This window comes from Deltaproteobacteria bacterium (genome assembly GCA_029210625.1).
In the GTDB taxonomy this organism is placed as follows: domain Bacteria; phylum Myxococcota; class Myxococcia; order SLRQ01; family SLRQ01; genus JARGFU01.
Genome location: JARGFU010000036.1, coordinates 24,980 through 43,271 on the forward strand (window position 1 = coordinate 24,980; position 18,292 = coordinate 43,271).

Annotated in this window: 17 protein-coding genes; 15 read left to right on the forward strand and 2 right to left on the reverse strand. The window is 69.9% G+C overall.

Annotation, left to right across the window (positions count from 1 at the left end; genetic code table 11):
- Position 1: 1 nt before the first annotated feature.
- From P1V51_22775 to P1V51_22820, 10 genes are all read left to right on the forward strand, one after another.
- Positions 2-751, forward strand: a complete 750-nt coding sequence (locus tag P1V51_22775; GenBank protein MDF1565877.1) for a MotA/TolQ/ExbB proton channel family protein — start codon at positions 2-4, stop codon at positions 749-751.
- A gap of 13 nt (positions 752-764) precedes the next feature.
- Positions 765-1,394 (forward strand): OmpA family protein, encoded by a 630-nt coding sequence (locus tag P1V51_22780; GenBank protein MDF1565878.1) that lies wholly within the window; start codon positions 765-767, stop codon positions 1,392-1,394.
- Entirely contained in the window at positions 1,391-2,122 is a 732-nt protein-coding gene (locus P1V51_22785; protein MDF1565879.1) for an OmpA family protein, read from the forward strand. Before P1V51_22780 ends, P1V51_22785 begins: the two co-directional genes overlap by 4 nt.
- Before the next feature lie 151 nt (positions 2,123-2,273).
- A complete protein-coding gene (rplM, locus tag P1V51_22790) occupies positions 2,274-2,708 on the forward strand; it encodes a 50S ribosomal protein L13 (GenBank protein ID MDF1565880.1) in 435 nt (144 codons plus the stop codon).
- Positions 2,709-2,722: 14 nt separating this feature from the next.
- On the forward strand, positions 2,723-3,115 hold the full coding sequence (gene rpsI / locus P1V51_22795; GenBank protein MDF1565881.1) for a 30S ribosomal protein S9: 393 nt from the start codon (positions 2,723-2,725) through the stop codon (positions 3,113-3,115).
- A gap of 178 nt (positions 3,116-3,293) precedes the next feature.
- Positions 3,294-4,766: a thrombospondin type 3 repeat-containing protein gene (locus P1V51_22800; GenBank protein ID MDF1565882.1), complete on the forward strand. Its 1,473-nt coding sequence runs from the start codon at positions 3,294-3,296 to the stop codon at positions 4,764-4,766.
- 72 nt (positions 4,767-4,838) lie between these two features.
- Positions 4,839-6,071 (forward strand): VCBS repeat-containing protein, encoded by a 1,233-nt coding sequence (locus P1V51_22805; GenBank protein MDF1565883.1) that lies wholly within the window; start codon positions 4,839-4,841, stop codon positions 6,069-6,071.
- A 381-nt stretch (positions 6,072-6,452) separates the two neighbouring features.
- The gene (locus tag P1V51_22810) at positions 6,453-7,025 is read left to right on the forward strand and encodes a MopE-related protein (protein ID MDF1565884.1); all 573 of its coding nucleotides are present in this window, start codon (positions 6,453-6,455) and stop codon (positions 7,023-7,025) included.
- 167 nt (positions 7,026-7,192) lie between these two features.
- A complete protein-coding gene (locus tag P1V51_22815; protein ID MDF1565885.1) occupies positions 7,193-8,524 on the forward strand; it encodes an RHS domain-containing protein in 1,332 nt (443 codons plus the stop codon).
- Between the two features lie 495 nt (positions 8,525-9,019).
- On the forward strand, positions 9,020-10,252 hold the full coding sequence (locus tag P1V51_22820) for a type IV pilus twitching motility protein PilT (GenBank protein ID MDF1565886.1): 1,233 nt from the start codon (positions 9,020-9,022) through the stop codon (positions 10,250-10,252).
- A gap of 6 nt (positions 10,253-10,258) precedes the next feature.
- Here the strand turns inward: P1V51_22820 and P1V51_22825 are convergent, their stop codons facing one another.
- Complete coding sequence (locus tag P1V51_22825; GenBank protein MDF1565887.1) at positions 10,259-11,455, reverse strand: serine/threonine-protein kinase; 1,197 nt, start codon at positions 11,453-11,455, stop codon at positions 10,259-10,261.
- A 93-nt stretch (positions 11,456-11,548) separates the two neighbouring features.
- Here P1V51_22825 and P1V51_22830 point away from each other — a divergent pair, with 93 nt between their 5' ends.
- The gene (locus tag P1V51_22830) at positions 11,549-13,240 is read left to right on the forward strand and encodes a hypothetical protein (protein MDF1565888.1); all 1,692 of its coding nucleotides are present in this window, start codon (positions 11,549-11,551) and stop codon (positions 13,238-13,240) included.
- A 181-nt stretch (positions 13,241-13,421) separates the two neighbouring features.
- Here the strand turns inward: P1V51_22830 and P1V51_22835 are convergent, their stop codons facing one another.
- Entirely contained in the window at positions 13,422-15,221 is a 1,800-nt protein-coding gene (locus P1V51_22835; protein MDF1565889.1) for a DUF1460 domain-containing protein, read from the reverse strand.
- Between the two features lie 93 nt (positions 15,222-15,314).
- On the opposite strand from P1V51_22835, the gene P1V51_22840 reads away from it, so the two are divergent.
- The 4 genes from P1V51_22840 to P1V51_22855 form a co-directional block, all read left to right on the forward strand.
- Entirely contained in the window at positions 15,315-15,863 is a 549-nt protein-coding gene (locus P1V51_22840) for a hypothetical protein (protein MDF1565890.1), read from the forward strand.
- Positions 15,864-15,981: 118 nt separating this feature from the next.
- Complete coding sequence (locus P1V51_22845) at positions 15,982-16,362, forward strand: DUF4398 domain-containing protein (protein ID MDF1565891.1); 381 nt, start codon at positions 15,982-15,984, stop codon at positions 16,360-16,362.
- Between the two features lie 35 nt (positions 16,363-16,397).
- On the forward strand, positions 16,398-17,774 hold the full coding sequence (locus tag P1V51_22850) for an OmpA family protein (GenBank protein ID MDF1565892.1): 1,377 nt from the start codon (positions 16,398-16,400) through the stop codon (positions 17,772-17,774).
- A gap of 38 nt (positions 17,775-17,812) precedes the next feature.
- Positions 17,813-18,292 (forward strand): hypothetical protein (locus tag P1V51_22855; GenBank protein ID MDF1565893.1); only part of this gene is annotated, 480 nt, incomplete at its 3' end.

Here is an 18,292-nt window from a genome sequence, read left to right on the forward strand (position 1 = left end):
CATGCGTTCCACCACCTACCTGGGCTTCCTCCTGGGTATCGCCGTCGTCTATGGCGTCGTCCTCGCCAAGGGCGGCGACGTCTCGATCTTCATGAACCCCATCGCCCTGACGGTCTGCGTGGGGGGCACGATCGCGGCCACGACCCTCTCCTCCTCCCGCTCGACGCTGATCCACGCCTTCTCGGCGATGAAGAAGCTCCTCGTGAAGCGGACCTCGAAGTGGCAGGAGGTCGCCGCCGTCATCGTCGAGATGGCCCGGACCGCCAAGACCTCGGGCCTGGCCGCCATCGATCCCGAGAAGCTGCCGCTCGCCAGCCCCTTCCTGAAGAAGGGCACCCAGCTGGTCGTCGACGGCGTGGAGCCCGAGCGGATCGAGGAGCTCCTGCGCCTCGAGTCCCAGATCCTCTCCGAGAAGCGCAAGTCCGCCGAGCGGATGTTCCGGCTGATGGGCACCTACTCGCCGATGTTCGGCCTGGTGGGCACCCTCATCGGCCTCATCCAGATGCTCAAGGACCTGCAGGATCCCCGAGCCATCGGCCAGGGCATGTCGGTGGCGCTGATGGCCACCTTCTACGGGGTGCTCCTGGCGGGCCTGGTCTTCCTCCCCCTGGCGGGGAAGATCCACACCCTCGACGAGGACGAGCGGCTGGTGCGGGACCAGATCCTGGCCGGGCTGCTCTCGGTGCGGGTCGGCGAGAACCCGGAGCACATCCGGGAGACCGTCGAGACCTTCGGAGCCCGACGCGACTGACGCGGGGCCGCTCATGCGCACCAACCCCCGCTTCACCGAGGAGGAGTCCCCCTCCCCGCTGCAGGACGCGACCTGGCTCTACTCCTACGCGGACATGATCACCCAGCTCCTGCTCTTCATCATCCTGACGGTCTCGGTGGTGGGCCTGAAGGCGATGGACCAGGTCAGCCAGGAGGACGAGCAGGTCAACGAGGCGGTGGAGGAGTTCGAGGACCTGATCGCCAAGCAGGGGCTCGACGATCAGCTCGACATCGACCGGGCCGCCGGAAGGCTGGTGATCCGCCTGCGCAGCTACCTGCTCTTCGGTGAGGGCAAGGCCGATCTCGGCCCCGACGCCGCGGCGGTCCTGGACGGCGTGGTGGTGCTCCTGCGGCACACCGACCGCCACATCCGGGTCGAGGGGCACACCGACAACGTGCCCATCAAGAGCGCGCGCTTCCCCTCCAACTGGGAGCTCTCCACCGAGCGGGCCCTCTCGGTGATCGAGTACTTCGAGAAGGCCGGGATCGCCCGGGATCGCCTCTCGGTCGCGGGCTACGGAGAGTTCCACCCGATCATGCCCAACGACACCAAGGCCCACCGGACCCTGAACCGGCGGGTCGAGATCGCCCTCCTCGAGGCCAAGCAGGAGGCCGGGGAGTGAAGAAGAAGGGCTTCCAGATCAGCCAGTCCCCGGAGACCGAGGAGGACCTCTCGGCCTTCTGGCTGATCACCTACTCGGACATGACCACCCTCCTGCTGGCCTTCTTCCTCCTCATCTACGCCTTCACGGTGATGGGGGATCAGGGGCGGGAGTCCCTCCTCGACGCGCTGAACCTCATCGACAAGAACACGCCCGCCGAGGAGCTCGACGAGCCGCTCGCGGCCCTCCGGGAGAAGGCCGATCAGATCGCCGAGATGATGGGCCAGGAGGCCGAGGAGAAGCCCTGGGTGCAGGCCACCGAGTCCGAGGTGACCATCGGCCTGCCCGCCGGCATCACCTTCGCCTCGGGCAGCGCCAAGCTGAACCCGGCCGCCAGCAAGCACCTGGCCCACGCCGCCCGGGTCCTCCAGGGGCCCGGCCAGCTCATCCGGATCGAAGGCCACACCGACGACATCCCGGTCCTGGGGGGGGCCTACCGGAGCAACTGGCACCTCTCGGTGGCCCGGGCCCAGACCGTGGTGCAGATCTTCGTCGCCGAGGGGATCAAGCCCCGGCAGATCGAGGTGGCGGGCTACGCCGACACCCGCCCCCGGGACACCAACGAGACCCCGCAGGGGAGGGCGAACAACCGCCGGATCGAGATCAAGCTCCTCTCCAGCGGCGCGGCCGGGGGGGAGGCTCCTGCCCCCGCCTCGGCCCCCGCGCCGGCCCCCGGGGAGGCCGGCTGAACACCCATTCAGGCCCCGCGGACCCGCCCCCCGGATCGGTTCGATCTTGACGGGCCAGCGCAGGCCTCCTATAAGCCCGCATTTCGCGCCATCGGTGAGTCTTGCCCGGTCGCGCCAGTTTTCCTCCATTGCATCTTCGGAGCTCAAGGACATGTCGACGCCAAGCATCAAGAAGGGTGAGATCGAGCGGAAGTGGCTGCTCGTGGACGCGGACGGGCAGGTGCTCGGTCGCCTCGCCTCGCAGGTCGCCTCCCTCCTCAAGGGGAAGCACAAGCCCCAGTTCACCCCGCACGCCGACGCCGGCGACTTCGTCGTGGTGATCAACGCCGAGAAGATCAAGCTGACCGGCAAGAAGCTCGCCGACAAGATGTACTACCGGCACACCGGCTACACCGGCGGCATCGTCGAGACCACCGCCGCGGAGCTGATGGAGAAGAAGCCCGAGGACGTGATCATCCACGCCGTCCGGCGGATGCTCCCCCGGAGCCCCCTGGGCCGTAAGCTCATGGGCAAGCTGCATGTCTACGCCGGCGCCGAGCACAAGCAGGTCGCTCAGCAGCCCGAGCCCTACGAGCTGAAGTACTAGGAGTAGAGAGAATCATGGACACCCCCGTTTTCATCGCCACCGGCCGCCGCAAGCGCTCCATCGCCCGGGTTCGTATCCAGGCAGGTGAGGGCAAGATCAGCGTCAACAAGCGCGACTTCGACGAGTACTTCCCCTGGGAGACCGGCAAGGCCGCGGTGCGTCAGCCCCTCGAGGCCACCGAGATGCTCGGCAAGGTCGACATCTCGATCATCGTGAACGGTGGCGGCCTCACCGGCCAGGCCGGCGCGATCCGCCACGGGATCTCCCGGGCCCTGACCCTCTACAACCCCGAGCTGCGCGGCGCCCTGAAGAAGGCCGGCTACCTCACCCGCGACGCCCGTCAGGTCGAGCGGAAGAAGTACGGCCAGCCCGGCGCCCGCAAGAAGTTCCAGTTCTCCAAGCGCTAGTCGCTTCCGAGCGGAACGCTCGCATCCTCGGCCGTCCCCCACGACGCCCTCCCGGGCAGCGTGGCGGGCGGCCGTCGTGTATCCGTCGCTTGTTCCAAGGTCGCGATCGACTGTGGTAGTTGGGGGAATTCGCGGGTGTTCTCCCGTCCCCGCCCGACTTCCCCTGGAGGGTCTCGAAGTGAAGCACGTGGTCGAGAAGTCGCTCTTCCTCTTCTCCCTGGCCCTGATCTCGCTGGCGGCCGCGGGCTGCCCGAACACGGCGCCGGTGACCTGCAGCACCACCGACGAGTGCGCGGCCGGGCAGTACTGCATCAACGGGGCCTGCACGACCTCGACCGGCGACGCCGACGGCGACGGCATCCGCGACGACATGGACAACTGCCCGGAGATCGCGAACCCGGACCAGCTGGACACCGACGGCGACGGCCTGGGCGACGCCTGCGACTCCGACCTCGACGGTGACGGGCACGACAACGACGCGGACAACTGCCCCATGAACTCCAACCCCGGGCAGGAGGATCTGGACGGCGACGGCCTGGGCGACGCCTGCGATCCCGACATCGACGGGGACGGGATCGACAACGGCCTCGACAACTGCCCCCGGGACGCCAACCCGAACCAGGCCGATCGTGACGCCGACGGCCTCGGGGACGTCTGTGACCCCGACGACGACAACGACGGCATCGAGGATCCCTTCGACAACTGCCCGACCGCCTACAACCCGGGGCAGGAGGACGCCGACAACGACGGCGAGGGCGACGCCTGCGACAACGACTTCGACGACGACGGCGACCTCGTGCCCAACGGCGACGACAACTGCCCGCTGGTCCCCAACCCGGGCCAGGAGGATCTGGACGCTGACGGGATCGGCGACGCCTGCGATGGCGACATCGACGGCGACGGCATCGACAACGGGGTCGACAACTGCCCGACCACCCCCAACACCAACCAGGCCGACCTCGACGGCGACGGCCTGGGCGACGCCTGCGACGACGACGACGACGCGGACGGGCACCTCGACACCGCGGACAACTGCCCGCGCGTGCCCAACCAGGATCAGGCCGACGGCGACGGCGACGGGACGGGCGACGCCTGCGATGACGGCGGCGTGCGCACCGGCGGCACCTTCAACGACCAGTGCAAGCTGAAGATCCGCAAGACCTTCGGGAACACCACCGAGTGGTCCTGGCCGGGCACCCAGACCCTGGCCTACCCGGCCCGCACCCGGGTGATGGTCACCCCGATGGTGGGTGACGTGGACGCCGACACCGACCCCGAGGTCGTCTTCGTCGCCCACGAGATGCTGGCCGGCGACATCCTCGGGCCGGGCGTGCTGGTGGTCGCCGACGGCGTAACCGGCGACACCGAGGTGATGGTCTCTCCCTCCGGCAACCAGCTGATGCCGGGCGCGGCCCTGGCGATCGGCGATCTCGACGGCGTGGCCGGCATGGAGATCGTCGGCGTCCGCTACAACCTGCCGGTGGGCCCGGTGGTGATGGACGCGGCGGGCAACGTCCTGTGGTCCTGCAGCACCACCGCCAACTGCCCGAGCCCCAACTACCTCCACGCGGGCACCACCTGGGGCAGCCCCGCCCTGGCCGACCTCGACGGCGACGGCGACGCCGAGATCATCTTCGGCTCGGCGGTCTAAGAGCGCAGCGCGACCGGCACCTACAACCTGGTCTGGCAGGGCCTCGCCGCCGAGGGCCACGGCGACAACGGCGTGGGCCCCCTCTCGGTGCTCGGTGACCTCGACCAGGACGGCCTCCTCGACATCGTCACCGGCCGGACCGCCTACGACTTCGTCGGCGGCGTGATGTGGGACGACGCGGTCACCGATCGCGCCGGCGCCCCCACCGACGGCTTCGTGGCCCTGGGCAACTTCGACGCCGACCCCAACCCCGAGGTGGTGGTGGTGGCCGACGCCCAGCTCTTCCTCCTCGAGCACGACGGCACCCTGAAGTGGGGCCCCGAGCTCCTGCCGGCCGGGGCCGGGCAGACCGCCCGCCGGGGCGGCCCGCCGACCGTGGCCGACTTCGACGGCGACGGTCAGCCGGAGATCGGCCTGGCCACCAACGGCGCCTACGCCGTCTACGACACCGGCGGTGAGCTGCTCTGGAGCCGCGACACCCAGGACCTCTCCTCGGCGGCGACCGGCTCCTCGGTCTTCGACTTCGAGGGCGATGGCTGGGCCGAGGTCGTCTACAACGACGAGGTCTACCTGCGGGTCTTCGACGGCGAGACCGGCAGCGTCCTCTACGAGCAGCCCAACACCACCGCCACCGCCTACGAGTACCCCGTCATCGCCGACGTGGACGGCGACGGCGCGGCGGAGATCGTGGTCTCGGCGAACCCCTACGGCAGCAACCCGACCACCGGCATCCAGGTCTTCGGGGGCGGCCTCGACGGCACCGGCCAGCCGGTCTGGGTGGACACCCGCCCGATCTGGAACCAGCACGGCTACCACATCTCGAACGTCCACGACGACGGCACCCTGCCGATGGTGGAGGCCGACGCCTGGGATCCAGGCACCATCGACGGCTGGGCCTTCGGCAGCGGCGGCGGCACCTACCGCGCCAACGCCAGCCCCCCGATCGTCGGCTTCTTCGAGCCCGCGGCGGACCTCGCCGTCACCTCGGCGATGATCGACCGGAGCAGCTGCGACACCGAGCTCACCCTGCGCTTCTGGGTCGACAACGTCGGCGCCACCACCGCGCCGGCGGGCATCACCGCCGACGTCTACCGGGGCCGCTACGTGGCCGCCCCCGACTTCCTGGGCAGCGCCACCACCACGGTGGCCCTGGCGCCCGGGGAGGGGGAGCTCCTCTCGGTGCGGATCACCTCGCCGGGGGCCCGCGACGACGTGCTCATCGTGGTGGACGACGCGGACGCGATCAGCGAGTGCGGTGGCCCGGCCAACGGCAACCTGATCGTCGGCGCGGTGGGCTGCCCCTAACCTCGCCCTTTCGTGGTGAAGCGCGCGATGGGGCGGTGACCTCATCGTGCGCTCGTGGGCATCCGCCGTGTAGGCGCATGTGCCCCGGTGTCGTTTGATCCGGCGGCGGCGCATCACTCACAATCGAGCAGGCAGATGGGGGGTCGGTAGCGGGTCGGCCCGATCCCTTCGCTCTCCTCCTGCTCATCTTGGGGGTACGCATGGCGCGTCGGTGGCTGCTGGTGGTCGGTTGCGTGGGGTCTTTCCTGCTCTCAGTGAGTGGGTGTGGAGATTCTCCCCCCCCCGATAGGGGTGGATGAGCCCGGATCGAGGCGGCAGTTCGCGACGGGAGATCCTGGGTCGGGCTGTGTACCCAGCGGCGTGACCGTCACGAGCGCCTGCGTGGATCATCAGAGAGGTCTCTGCGCGACCTACTCCTGTGAAGGTGGGCAGGGGCGCCTCCAGTGCTGCAACGACACGGGCCTCGGGTGCGGGATCGCGGACGATTGCCGCAACCCCGAGGACGAAGGGGAGGGCCTCGAAGCGCTGGCCTGCAACTCTGACGGCAGCGAGCGCACCTGCGACGGCTCGGATGACGACTGTGATGGAGAGACCGACGACGGCTTCGGCCTCGGGGAGGCCTGCGAGGAGGGGCTCGGAGAGTGCCGGGTGTCGGGTACGGTCCAGTGCGATCCCGAGGACGACACGGGGACGATCTGCGATCCGGACGCCACGCCTCCCTTGCCGGCGCCAGAGGTCTGCAACGAGAAGGACGACGACTGCGACGGGGAGGTGGACGAGGACTGCGGACCGCCGGGCGGCCCTTCGGGGCCCTGGCCGTATGGCGATGGCCCCGGCGGCGGCGGCGACGGCTGCGATCTGGTTGGCGGCTGCGGGGGCGGGGCTCCCGATCCAGCGGCGGGAGATCGATGCGAGTCCTCGGATGGGGGCAAGGTCGATCTGATCTCCGGCTAGGTCTTCCTCCGGCGGGGTGACCTGCGGGTGCCGGGAACGGGAGGCGTCCCGCTGGTCTTCGAGCGTGGCTACCTCTCCCACAGTGGAGGCGGGATCCTGGGGTACGGCTGGTGGACGCCCTTCGACCTGGAGCTGATCCCGCTGGTCGAGGCTCCCGGGGAAGGGCGGTGGCCGATCCGGTCTACTGGTACGACGGCGCCGGCAACGTCACCCAGGTCGCCCACTTCCTGAAGCTCGAGGTCTCGGGTGTCCAGGTGCCCACGGTGGTGCAGGCGCTCTTCGCCACGCAGGTCTCGCTCTGTCTGCAGCGAGACCACCTCGGTCGCATCACCTCGGTGGCCCTGGCGACGAAGGACCAGCTCGCGGTCCTGCCGGTGGATCTGTGCTACCTCGTGGCCGAGTCGCCCTGGGACATCGACGGCGACGCGATGGTCGGAGCGCCGCCGGACCTCCAGCCGGACGACCCGCTGATCCTGCCCCTGCTCACGATGGCCTACGACGCCCGCAACCGCCGCAGCGAGAAGCAGGTGCTGGGGATGCGCTGGCGCTACGCGCATGGCCCCGCAGACGAGCTGATCGAGGAGCGGGTGGAGCCGGTGGTGGGGGTGGGGCTGCCCGGGAGCGTCGCCTTGACCCGCAGCTGGATCCGGGCGGGCGGCGAGCTGATCGCGAGGCGCGATCACGCCCACCGCAACGTCCTCGACCCGGCGAGCGGCCAGCGCACCACCCGCACCCTGCTCTCCCGCGTGCTCTGGTACCATGGGGACCATCTGGGGACGCCCCAGGCGCTCACCGACGAGAGAGGCAGCGTGGTGTGGAAGAGCCACTGGCGCGACCCCTTCGGAGGCCCCGTGCAAGACCAGGATCCCGACGGCGACGGCGCCCAGGTCAGCGAGCCCGTGAGGTTGCCGGGGCAGTACGACGACGGGTACTTCGCGTGGATCGGGGAGGCCGGTCCCTACCACAACTGGACTAGGACATTCTCGCCTCGTATCGGGAGATACCTGGAGCCGGACCCGCAGCGGCAGACTCTCCCTTCTACACCAGACCAGGTGTTTTCTTACGCGAATGGCGCCCCGCTGACCGGCCTGGACCCTTTCGGCATGTATGTTCTTCATGGCACCTGTGGAGCTTGGAATACTGCTGTCGCACTGATTCGAAACCGCGTTGGAACTACCGAATGCAACTCATGCAGGAACAGGTTTCCGTTCGGCTGCAACATCGACGCCTGGCTGGTCCCCGGCAACGATCCTGATGTCTTCTTTCCAGACTGGGGCGTCTTTGGTTTTCGGGCATACACCAATTGCGCTGGCTTCCGTTCTGGCCCACCTGACTCCCGTCCCAACGCTGTGAATATTGCCCAACGGTTCTGCGGCGAGCCCGTTGTTCTGGCGGGCCTGATTGTTCACGAGTTCACCCGATGGTGCAGTTGTCAGGGTAACGAGTACGGGGAGGGGCAACAGGCCGGCACAAACACCGAGGTCGCTTGTGGCTTCTGATTCGAAAGGGGCTTTCGGGGAAGTGGGTTGGGATTTCTCTGTTCTCGTGTTGGCCTCCCTGTTGGTGGCCTTCGTCGTTGGAGTGTTTCTCCCTGCAGAGGCGACCTTGCTCGGTCCTGAGATCGGAGGTTTCGGTACCGCACCTGTTGCCTCGGAAGTAGCGGTCAGTGTGGCCCGCATCCCAGGAGTATGGGTGCTTCCCCTGGTGATACCGGTAATACCGTTGTTGGTGCGGAGTACGACGTGGAGGAAGCGATGGACACGTGGATGGATAGTGATCCACCTCGTTGCCTCCATCCTGTTGCTTTGGGCGTGGACCCTCACGGTGCAAGCCTTGACGCCCTGATGGTTTGTTCAGTCCATTGATGTAGATGGAGCTAGGGGGTGTCCCGGGTTGCTTTGGCGAAAAGGCACGATCAACCGGCCCCGTGGGCGCTGTGTTATCCTCACCGGGTTCGACCGCGGGGGTCGAAACAGGGGAGAGCAAGAGCACTCATGGAACTGAACGACATCCTCTCGGTCGCGCTGCGTGGCGGCGCCTCGGACATCCACCTGAAGGCCGGCCTGCCCCCGATGTTCCGGGTGGACGGCTCGCTGGTGCCCCTGAAGGACGCCCGGCGGCTGCCCCCCGAGGACGTGAGCCGGATGGCCTTCGGGATCATGAACAACTGGCAGAAGGAGAAGTTCAAGGAGCAGAACGAGCTGGATCTCGCCTACGGCGTGCCCGGCCTCGGCCGCTTCCGCGTGAACATCTTCCAGCAGCGCGGCACCGTGGGCGTCGTCCTGCGGGTGATCCCCTTCCGCATCCAGACCATCGAGCAGCTCGCCCTGCCCAAGGTGCTCGAGAAGATCTGCATGCACGAGCGCGGCCTGATCCTCGTGACCGGCACCACCGGCTCGGGCAAGTCGACGACCCTCGCGGCGATGATCGATCACATCAACGCGAACCGCACCTGCCACGTGATGACGATCGAGGATCCCATCGAGTTCCTCATCCGGGACAAGCGCTCGATCATCAACCAGCGCGAGGTGGGGGTGGACACCATCGCCTTCGGCCAGGCCCTGCGCTCCGCGCTGCGGCAGGATCCCGACGTGATCCTGGTCGGCGAGATGCGCGATCTCGAGACCATCGAGACCGCGCTGACCGCCGCCGAGACCGGCCACCTCGTGATGTCCACCCTCCACACCCTGGACGCCACCGAGACCATCAACCGGATCATCTCGGCCTTCCCGCCCTACCAGCAGAAGCAGGTGCGCCTGCAGCTCGGCGCGGTGCTGCGCGCCGTCGTCTCCCAGCGCCTGGTGCCCAAGTCGGACGGCCGCGGCCGCTTCCCGGCCGTCGAGGTCCTCCTGGTCACCCACTTCGTGCGCGAGCTGGTCGAGGACAAGGACCGCACCAAGGAGATCGCCGACGCCATCTCCAAGGGCCACCAGCAGTACGGCATGCAGACCTTCGATCAGTCGCTGATGTTCGCCCTGAAGAAGGGGCTGGTCAGCTTCGAGGAGGCCCTGCGCCAGGCGACCAACCCCGACGACTTCAAGCTGCGGGTCTCGGGCATCGCCAGCACCTCGGACTCCTCCTGGGACGACTTCGAGTCCGCGGCCACCGGTCAGGCGGCCGCCGTGCCGGGCACCGCCTCCTACGGTCAGGATCAGCAGCGGCAGCCCGCCGCGCCTGCGGCGCCCGCCCCGGGTGGCAGGGACGACTTCGAGATCGAAAGGTTCTAGGCCGCGTCACCAGATCCGATCGTGGATCGGGCGCTGGAGGAGGAGCTCCTCGCTGACCTCCTCGGCGGTCTGCAGGCGGTCCTTCGGATCCTTGCGCAGCAGCATGTGCGCCAGCCGCGCCAGGTCGTGGTCCACCCCCGGGTTGAGGCGGGAGAGGGGCGGCGGCTCGGTCTCGAGGAGCTGCCGCCAGAGCTCGAGGGGGGACTTGGCCACGAAGGGCGGCCGGCCGCCGAGGAGCTCGTAGAGGATGACGCCCAGGGAGTAGAGGTCGCTGCGGGCGTCGATCCCCTCCCCGCTGGCCTGCTCCGGGGACATGTAGCGGTAGGTGCCCACCACCCGGCCCGCGTCGGTGACCTCGTTGAGATCGGCGATGGTCTTGATCAGGCCGAAGTCCATCAGCCGGGCGTCGCCGTCCTCGTCCACCATGATGTTCGAGGGCTTCAGATCCCGGTGCACGCGGCCGCGGGAGTGGACGTAGGCCAGGGCGTCGCAGACCTGGGCCAGGAGCTCCCGGATCCGGGTCACCCGCACCGGGTTGTTCAGGCGGTCCAGGTGCGCGCTGGGGCCGGCGGGCAGGTCCATCGGGTCGAGCTCGCCGGCCAGATCGTCGTAGGGCTGATCCACCGACGGAGCCGGGCCGCTGGCGCCCACCGCCAGGTCGTCCGAGGAGGCGGCCTCGGTGCGGCCGAGGAGGAGGTCCGAGTCGGGCTCCTCCAGCCAGGCGTCCATGTCGAAGGCCTGCACCTGCTCGACCAGCGCCGAGCTGACGCTCTCCTCGTCCATGGTCTCCGCCTCGTCCAGCGCGACGGGAGGCCTCGGCGCGCGCAGCGGTCGGTCGATGCTCAGGGAGCCCTGGCTCACGGGGGTGTCGTGGGACTGCCAGGAGGCGGCGTCGTCGGCGACCCCGTCGAGGTGGCGCCGGATGTCGACCCCCTCGATCAGCTCCATCGCATAGAAGGGGAACTCGCCGGCCAGGCCGGCGTCGATCACTCTCACCACATGAGGATGATCGAACTCGACCAGGACCTCGAACTCTCGCTTGAAGCGAGAGAGCGCCCGCTTGTTGGTGTTGGTCGCGCCGGTGAGCAGCTTGATGGCGACCTCTTCGCCGTTGCGCTCGTCCTCGGCACGATACACCTCACCCAGTCCCCCGCGGCCGATGAGGCCGAGAACCCGGTAGTGACCAAGCCGTTCGGGCCGCATGACCCAAGAGGCTACGCCCCCCGGACCTCACCGATCAAGCAAACGACCCGAGGAGGAGCCACCCGCCCGCACATCGGGTAGGGTGTCAGACCCATGGCGGAGGGTGACTGGCCCCTGGAGGGCGACGGCCGGGAGGAGGCCCGGGGACGTCTCTGGCGGTGGCTGACCCTCCTGGCCGGGCTCGTGGCCTTCGCGCTCCTGGTCGCCGTCATCCAGATCTCCACCTATCAGGTCCGCTACGGGACCCAGGTCTTCGCCCAGCGGCGCTGGGTGGCCGGCCAGCGGGCGGCCCTCCGGATCGTGGTGCTGGACCTCTCCACCTCCACCTACGTCCGGGGTGTGGAGGTGAAGGCCGAGCTGGAGGCGCCCGGCGGGAAGGGCCGCCGCCCCCTGGGGGAGGGGGTGATCGGGATCAGCCGGACCCTGGAGCTGAACCCTCAGCTCCCCGACGAGACCCCGATCGGTGAGCACACCCTGATCCTGAACCTGGCCCTCCCGGGGGCCGCCCTCGAGACCGTCCGGATGCCGGTGGAGGTGATCCGGCCCGGCGAAGCCCGCCCGCCGGAGGAGCGCTGGCTGGCCCTGCGCCACGTCTGCGAGGAGGGGCGCTACCGCGAGGTCAGCGGCGCCTGGTCCCGGAGCCGGCGCTGCGAGACCCGGCCCCGCACCCGCCTCTACCCCGAGAGCGGCACCCTGGTGGGCAACCTGGAGAACCGGGTGCTGGTCTGGACCGAGGCCGCGAACGGGGCCCCCGAGCTGGCCTGGCGCCTGCGCGCGCCTCCGCCCGGGCCGGGGATGAAGGCGCCGCCCACCGACGTCGAGCCCCAGCCCATCGAGATCGACGCGATGGGGGTGGGAGAGATCCCGCTGCGGCCCGGCTTCCCCCGGCAGCGCCTCGAGCTCTTCGAGGGCGGGACGGCGAGCAACTACTGGCTGCGGGACGCGCCCACCCAGATCCTGATCCGGGCCGAGCGCTCCCTGCAGCGGGCCGACGAGACCTTCGTCGCCCAGATCGCCTCCATGCGCCGCGACGTCCCGCTCTTCCTCGACCTCTGGCTCGAGGGGCGCTGGATCGGCTCGGACAGCGTGGTCCTCGACGGCTCGGAGAGCCTCCGCTACGAGGTGGCCCTGCCCGTCGACGCGCAGGGGATCGCCCTGCTGCGGGTCTCGACCTCGCCCGACGGGAGCAGCGGCGCCGGGGACGAGCGGGCCGTCTTCATCGACTCGCGGGCCGAGACCGCCCAGGGGCTGCGCCGGCTGGTGGATCGGCTGGAGACCGTGCCGGCCGCCGAGCCCCAGGGGAGCGACGAGCTCGAGCTGCCCCGGGAGCCCTCCCTGCAGGAGCTGCTGGCGCTCGAGCCCCACCAGTTCGCCCGGGTGGACCGCCCGGGCCTGGACCGCGCCGCCGCGCTGCTCCTCTCCCGCCTGGAGGTGGAGACCGGACGGGCTCCCCTCCTGGGCGACGACACCGCCCGGAAGCGGGAGCAGCTCGCCGCCTGGCAGGCCTCGCTCCGGCGCCCCCTGATCGCGGCCCTGGTCGCGGTGCTGGCGCTGGTGCTGGTCGTGGTCACGATCTCGGTGGTGCGCGCCCGCCGCCGGATGCGCGAGCGCCTCGAGGCCCTCGAGCTCGAGCTCACCCCGGAGGAGGGCGAGGAGCTGCCGCTCACGGCGCTCGGCTCGGGGGGCCTGCGCCTCTCGGCGGTGCTCCTCGGGCTGCTCCTCCTCGCCGCGGTGGTGGGCCTCGTCATCCTGCTCGAGACCCTGCGCTGGGACATCGGCCAGTAGCTACAGGTTGGCGGTGCGGGCGGGGTTCTCGCGGGGGGCCAGCAGGTTGAAGCCCTCGACCGGCGACGTCCGATAGCGGGGGGAGCACCGCTCCCCCCGGACCCCCCAGGGCGAGCCAGGGGTCCACGGGACCGCAACGCTCCGCCGGCTATGCGCCGCCTGCGCGCGCTTCTGCCAGAGGCTAGAGGTTCGCGGTGCGGGCGGGGTTCTCGCGGGGGGCCAGCAGGTTGAAGCCCTCGACGGGCCACTTCTTGTAGTTGGCGTTGCGGCGCACGAAGGTGTCGAGGCGCTCGTCGACGACCTGGTGGTAGCCGGCCTTCGCCGCGTGGCGCAGGTAGGTGACCTCGCCCTTCTGGAAGACGAAGCCGAGGTGGGTGACCCGGTAGGGGCGGACGGGGAGATCCCGCCGGACCACCAGGAGCAGGGTGGCGTCGGGGATGCGGGCCATCACCTCCGGGAAGACGGCGATGGGGATGATCGGCAGGCGGTAGAGGCCGGTGGGCACCTCCTCGGAGGCGAGCGGCAGATCGACGCCCCGGCGGCTCGCCCAGAGGGCGGCGTCGAGGGTCTTCTCGGTCTCGACCACGTGCTCCCCGCCCACCTCGCGGGTGACGTCGATCAGGTAGCCCTTCTCGACGTTGCGCGGGATCCACTCGGCCATCATCAGGTGGTTGCGCTCCCCGAAGCTCGGGCGGCCGCGGGCGTAGCGCAGGTCGAGGAGGACGGGCAGGGGATCCTCCACCGGCGAGGCGGCCAGGGCGAGCACCTGCTCGACGTAGGTCAGGCAGTCGACGGCGTCGTAGCGGGCGAGGGGATCGGGATCGAAGCCCGCGCCCTCCCCCAGGGGGGAGATCTGGTAGGGCACGCCCTTGAAGTGATCGGAGAAGGCCGCGAGGCGCTCGGCGTGGGTGGCGGGCCGCTCCCGCAGGGAGCGGATGAGGCGGCCGAGCTCCTCGCCGGGCACCGTGTCCGCCGGCCGGGCGGCGGGCGGGGCGGGCGCCCCCATGCCAGCGCCGCCGCCCTCGGTGGCCATCTTCTGGCGCAGGCGGTCCACCGTCTTCTGATCCACCTTCAGCCTCCCCATCGCGTCGGCGGCGGGGACCGCGAGTCCGTCGGCGTCGGTGTCGAGCACCTTCAGCACGTAGATGAGGCCGGCGTCGACGCCCTGGGCGCCGAGGGCCTCGGCCACGCTCAGGCGGGTGCGGGGATCGGGCTCCCCCGCCAGGGCCTTCTCCAGGGCCTTCTTCGACCAGGGGGCCTCGACCTTGCCCAGGAGGGCGGCGGCGTCCTGCCGCTGGTAGGGCTCGGGGGCGGCGAGGCCGGCCAGGAGCTGCTGCCTCGCGCTGGGATCGCCCAGGAGCGCCAGGCCCCGCAGGGCGGTGAGGCGGATCGTCTCGCTCGGGCTCTTCAGCTTCGCCTTCAGGGCGGGCGCGCTGGCGCGGTCTCCCGTGTCACCGATCGCCTCCAGGAGGTAGACCTCCAGCTCGCGATCCTCGCCGACCTTGGTCAGCGCGCCGCGCAGGGCCTTGCCCGCCGCCGGGCCGCCGAGGGCGCCGAGGGTGCGCACCGCCTCCAGCCGCACCGGCCGCTGCGCGTCGCCCAGGAGGGCCGCCACGACCTTCACCTGCGCCCTCCCGCCGTGCCGGCGCAGGGCGAAGAGGGCCTCCCTGCGCACCTCCCAGTCGGGATCCTCGGTCGCCGTGGAGAGGGGGCCCACCACCCGGGGATTCTTGTCGAGGAAGCCCAGCAGGTAGGCCGCCTTGATCCGGGCCTGGGTGTCGGGATCCTGCAGGAGGCTCGAGATGTCGTAGGGGACCCGGGGGTGGTGCCCGAAGGAGAGCTCGTTGATCAGCGGGTCCAGCGCCTCCTTCGGCGTCTGGCGGATCCGCAGCAGGAGCAGCTCGTTCTGGGCCTTCGCCGGGGTAGGGGCCAGGAGGGCCAGCAGCAGGGCGAGAGAGAGGAGGCGTCCGGTGATACGCATGACGCGCCACATCTTATAGACTCCGGGGTCTGAAAGGTGGTGGCGCCCACAATCCCCTTTGATCTCATTCTGGCGACGTCCATCGGACTCCTCGTGACCTGGGGAGGCGCGGAGGCCCTCGAGCGCGAGGGCTGGCGCGCCTTCTGGCAGATCGGCGCGGAGGTCCTCGCCTTCCACCTGCTGATCTTCTGCCCGGTGGGGGTGTACCTCTACGCCACCGAGCCGGCCTGGTCCTGGAACTACCTCGTCGATCCCGAGGGGCCCTCGGGCTGGCTCGGCTGGGTGGGCGTGAGCCTCTATGCGGTGATGGGGATGGTGGGGACCGCGGTCGGCGGCCTGCTGGTCCGCCGCGGCCAGCGCCGGATCCTCCTGGGCGCGGTGATCGCGACCCTCGCGATGCAGGGGCTCTTCTTCGCGGTCTTCTTCCAGGAGTTCTGGTGGGTCGGCAGCTACAAGGCCTTCCAGGCCGGCCCCGAGGCGGGTGGGATGCAGACCTTCGTCGAGGCCCGCCTCGGCTGGTCGCTCTTCCTCGTCGGCCCGATCTTCGTGGGCGTCGTGGGTTGGCTCTTCCTGCGCTGGAAGCGCTTCTCCCGGCGCCTCCGCCTCGGCCCCTCCGAGCTGGAGATGGCCGAGAAGTCTTGAAATTTCTTGGGGAAAGCGGGTCTGGGGTAATATTGACACTCACCCGAACGCCCTGCTACCTCCGATGGGCGTCCGGCACTCTTTTTCGGGTGCCGACAAGCGGCTGGGAGGGGAGAAGATGCGACGAATCCTGGTGACAGCGCTGGCAGTGGCGGCCCTCGGCGTGGGCTGCGGGCCCATCGAGTCCACGGCGGTCATCGCCGACGCCTCGGTCGCCCTCTCCGGCGCCCGGACCGCCGAGGGCGAGAAGTTCGCCCCCTACGAGTTCACCTCGGCCGAGCTCTATCTGGAGAAGGCCCGCGAGGAGCGGGGCTACGCCGACTTCGAGGTGGCCATCGACTACGCCCGGAAGGCCCGGGACTTCGCCCGGCAGGCCCAGGCCAAGTCCCTGAAGGCCGTCCGCCAGGACGTCGAGGACTCGGGCGCTGGCCTGGCGCCCGCGGACGACGGCGCCACGACCGGCTCCATCGAGACCCTGACCCCGCCGCCCATGCCCTGAACGAGCCCCTTCGGCCCGATCGAGAGACCCACGTGATGCGAAAGCCCCTTCGACTCGTGCTCCTGGCGGTGATCCCCGCGCTGATCGGCGCTGGCTGCGTCACCAGCGATCAGATCCGCACCTCCGCCGGCGTGGTGGAGCAGGACCTCAAGCTCGCCCGCAAGCAGAACGCCATGAAGTGCGCTCCCAAGGAGCTGGCCACCGGCGAGGCGCAGCTCACCTTCGCGCTGGGTGAGCTGGATCAAGGCAACTTCGTCCGGGCCAAGCAGCACATCGACATCGCCGAGACCGCCGGCAAGCAGGCGGTGCAGCTCTCCAAGGGCTGCGTGAAGAAGGTCCACATCAAGCAGCCCGAGCCGCCTCCGGTGATCGTGAAGATCGAGGAGAAGGACACGGACAACGACGGCCTCCTCGACAAGGACGACGCCTGCCCCGAGGATCCCGAGGACAAGGACGGCTTCGAGGACGACGACGGCTGCCCCGAGCCCGACAACGACAACGACGGCGTGCTCGACGTCGAGGACCGCTGCCCGATGGTGGCCGGCCCGGTCGAGAACCAGGGCTGCCCCCTCGAGGCGCCGCTGGACACCGACGGCGACGGCCTGACCGACGACGTCGATCAGTGCCCGCAGGATCCCGAGGACAAGGACGGCTTCGAGGACAAGGACGGCTGCCCCGATCCGGACAACGATCAGGACGGCCTCCTCGACGGTGACGACGCCTGCCCCAACGAGGCCGGCCCGATCGAGAACAAGGGCTGCCCGGTCCACGACCGCGACGGTGATGGCCTCACCGACGACAAGGACAAGTGCCCGGACGAGCCCGAGGACAAGGATCAGTTCGAGGACACCGACGGCTGCCCCGACCTCGACAACGACTCCGACGGCATCCCCGACATCAAGGATCGCTGCCCGATGGATCCCGGCATCCCCGAGCTCGAGGGCTGCCCGCCGAAGGATCGGGACGACGACGGCATCTCGGACCACGAGGACAAGTGCCCCGACGAGCCGGGCGTGAAGGAAGAGCAGGGCTGCCCGAAGAAGTACACGCTGGTCGAGCTCAAGAAGGACAAGATCGAGATCAAGCAGAAGGTCTTCTTCGAGACCGCGAAGTGGCGGATCTTGCCGCGCTCCTACGAGCTGCTGAACCAGGTGGCCGCGGTCCTCAAGGACAACCCGAAGATCCAGATCCGGATCGAGGGCCACACCGACAGCAAGGGCTCCGACAGCTACAACCTGCGGCTCTCCCAGAACCGGGCCAACTCCGTGCGCGAGTACCTCATCGGCCAGGGGGTCGACGGCTCCCGGATGGAGGCGGCCGGCTTCGGCGAGACCCGTCCGATCGCCTCCAACGCGACGGCCATGGGTCGCGAGCAGAACCGCCGCGTCGAGTTCTTCATCACCGCTCAGTAGCGCAGGGCCGGCGGCGGTCGGCGAAAGGTAGAGCCGAAATGGCCAAGTACGAGGTCTTCATCCCGGCCCAGGAGCTGGTCGGCTTCGACATGACCTTCCGGGTCGACGCCGACAACTGGATGGCCGCGCTCAAGATCGGGATGGAGAAGACCGGCGGCGCGGGCCCCGGCGCGAACATCCTCTGCGACATCAAGGACGACAACTCGATCCACGTGACCGATCCCGGCTCGGGCAAGGTCTTCCGGATCCGGGAGCTCTCCGAGGCCGAGGCGGCCGGGGCGATGATCGCCCCGGCTCCCGAGGCGCCGCCCGCCGACGAGCTCGGCTCGGCGCCGGCGTTGGCGATGGACGAGGACGAGCCGGGGACCGAGCCCGGCGCGCCCATGGCCCCGGAGGAGATCACCGCACCCGGCGGCGGGACCCTGCCGGCGATGCCCGCGGCGACCCAGCCGGCCGCGCCCGCCCGGGCGCCCGCCCCGCCCACCGAGCCGGCCGCTCCGTCGCGCAGCGCGGCGCCG

Bases quoted from the DNA above. Each gene is read 5' to 3' on its own strand.
- P1V51_22775 (MDF1565877.1), top strand. From the start codon at position 2: ATGCGTTCCACCACCTACCTGGGCTTCCTCCTGGGTATCGCCGTCGTC.
- P1V51_22780 (MDF1565878.1), top strand. From the start codon at position 765: ATGCGCACCAACCCCCGCTTCACCGAGGAGGAGTCCCCCTCCCCGCTG.
- rplM (MDF1565880.1), top strand. From the start codon at position 2,274: ATGTCGACGCCAAGCATCAAGAAGGGTGAGATCGAGCGGAAGTGGCTG.
- rpsI (MDF1565881.1), top strand. From the start codon at position 2,723: ATGGACACCCCCGTTTTCATCGCCACCGGCCGCCGCAAGCGCTCCATC.
- P1V51_22820 (MDF1565886.1), top strand. From the start codon at position 9,020: ATGGAACTGAACGACATCCTCTCGGTCGCGCTGCGTGGCGGCGCCTCG.
- P1V51_22825 (MDF1565887.1), bottom strand. From the start codon at position 11,455: ATGCGGCCCGAACGGCTTGGTCACTACCGGGTTCTCGGCCTCATCGGC.
- P1V51_22830 (MDF1565888.1), top strand. From the start codon at position 11,549: ATGGCGGAGGGTGACTGGCCCCTGGAGGGCGACGGCCGGGAGGAGGCC.
- P1V51_22835 (MDF1565889.1), bottom strand. From the start codon at position 15,221: ATGCGTATCACCGGACGCCTCCTCTCTCTCGCCCTGCTGCTGGCCCTC.
- P1V51_22845 (MDF1565891.1), top strand. From the start codon at position 15,982: ATGCGACGAATCCTGGTGACAGCGCTGGCAGTGGCGGCCCTCGGCGTG.
- P1V51_22850 (MDF1565892.1), top strand. From the start codon at position 16,398: ATGCGAAAGCCCCTTCGACTCGTGCTCCTGGCGGTGATCCCCGCGCTG.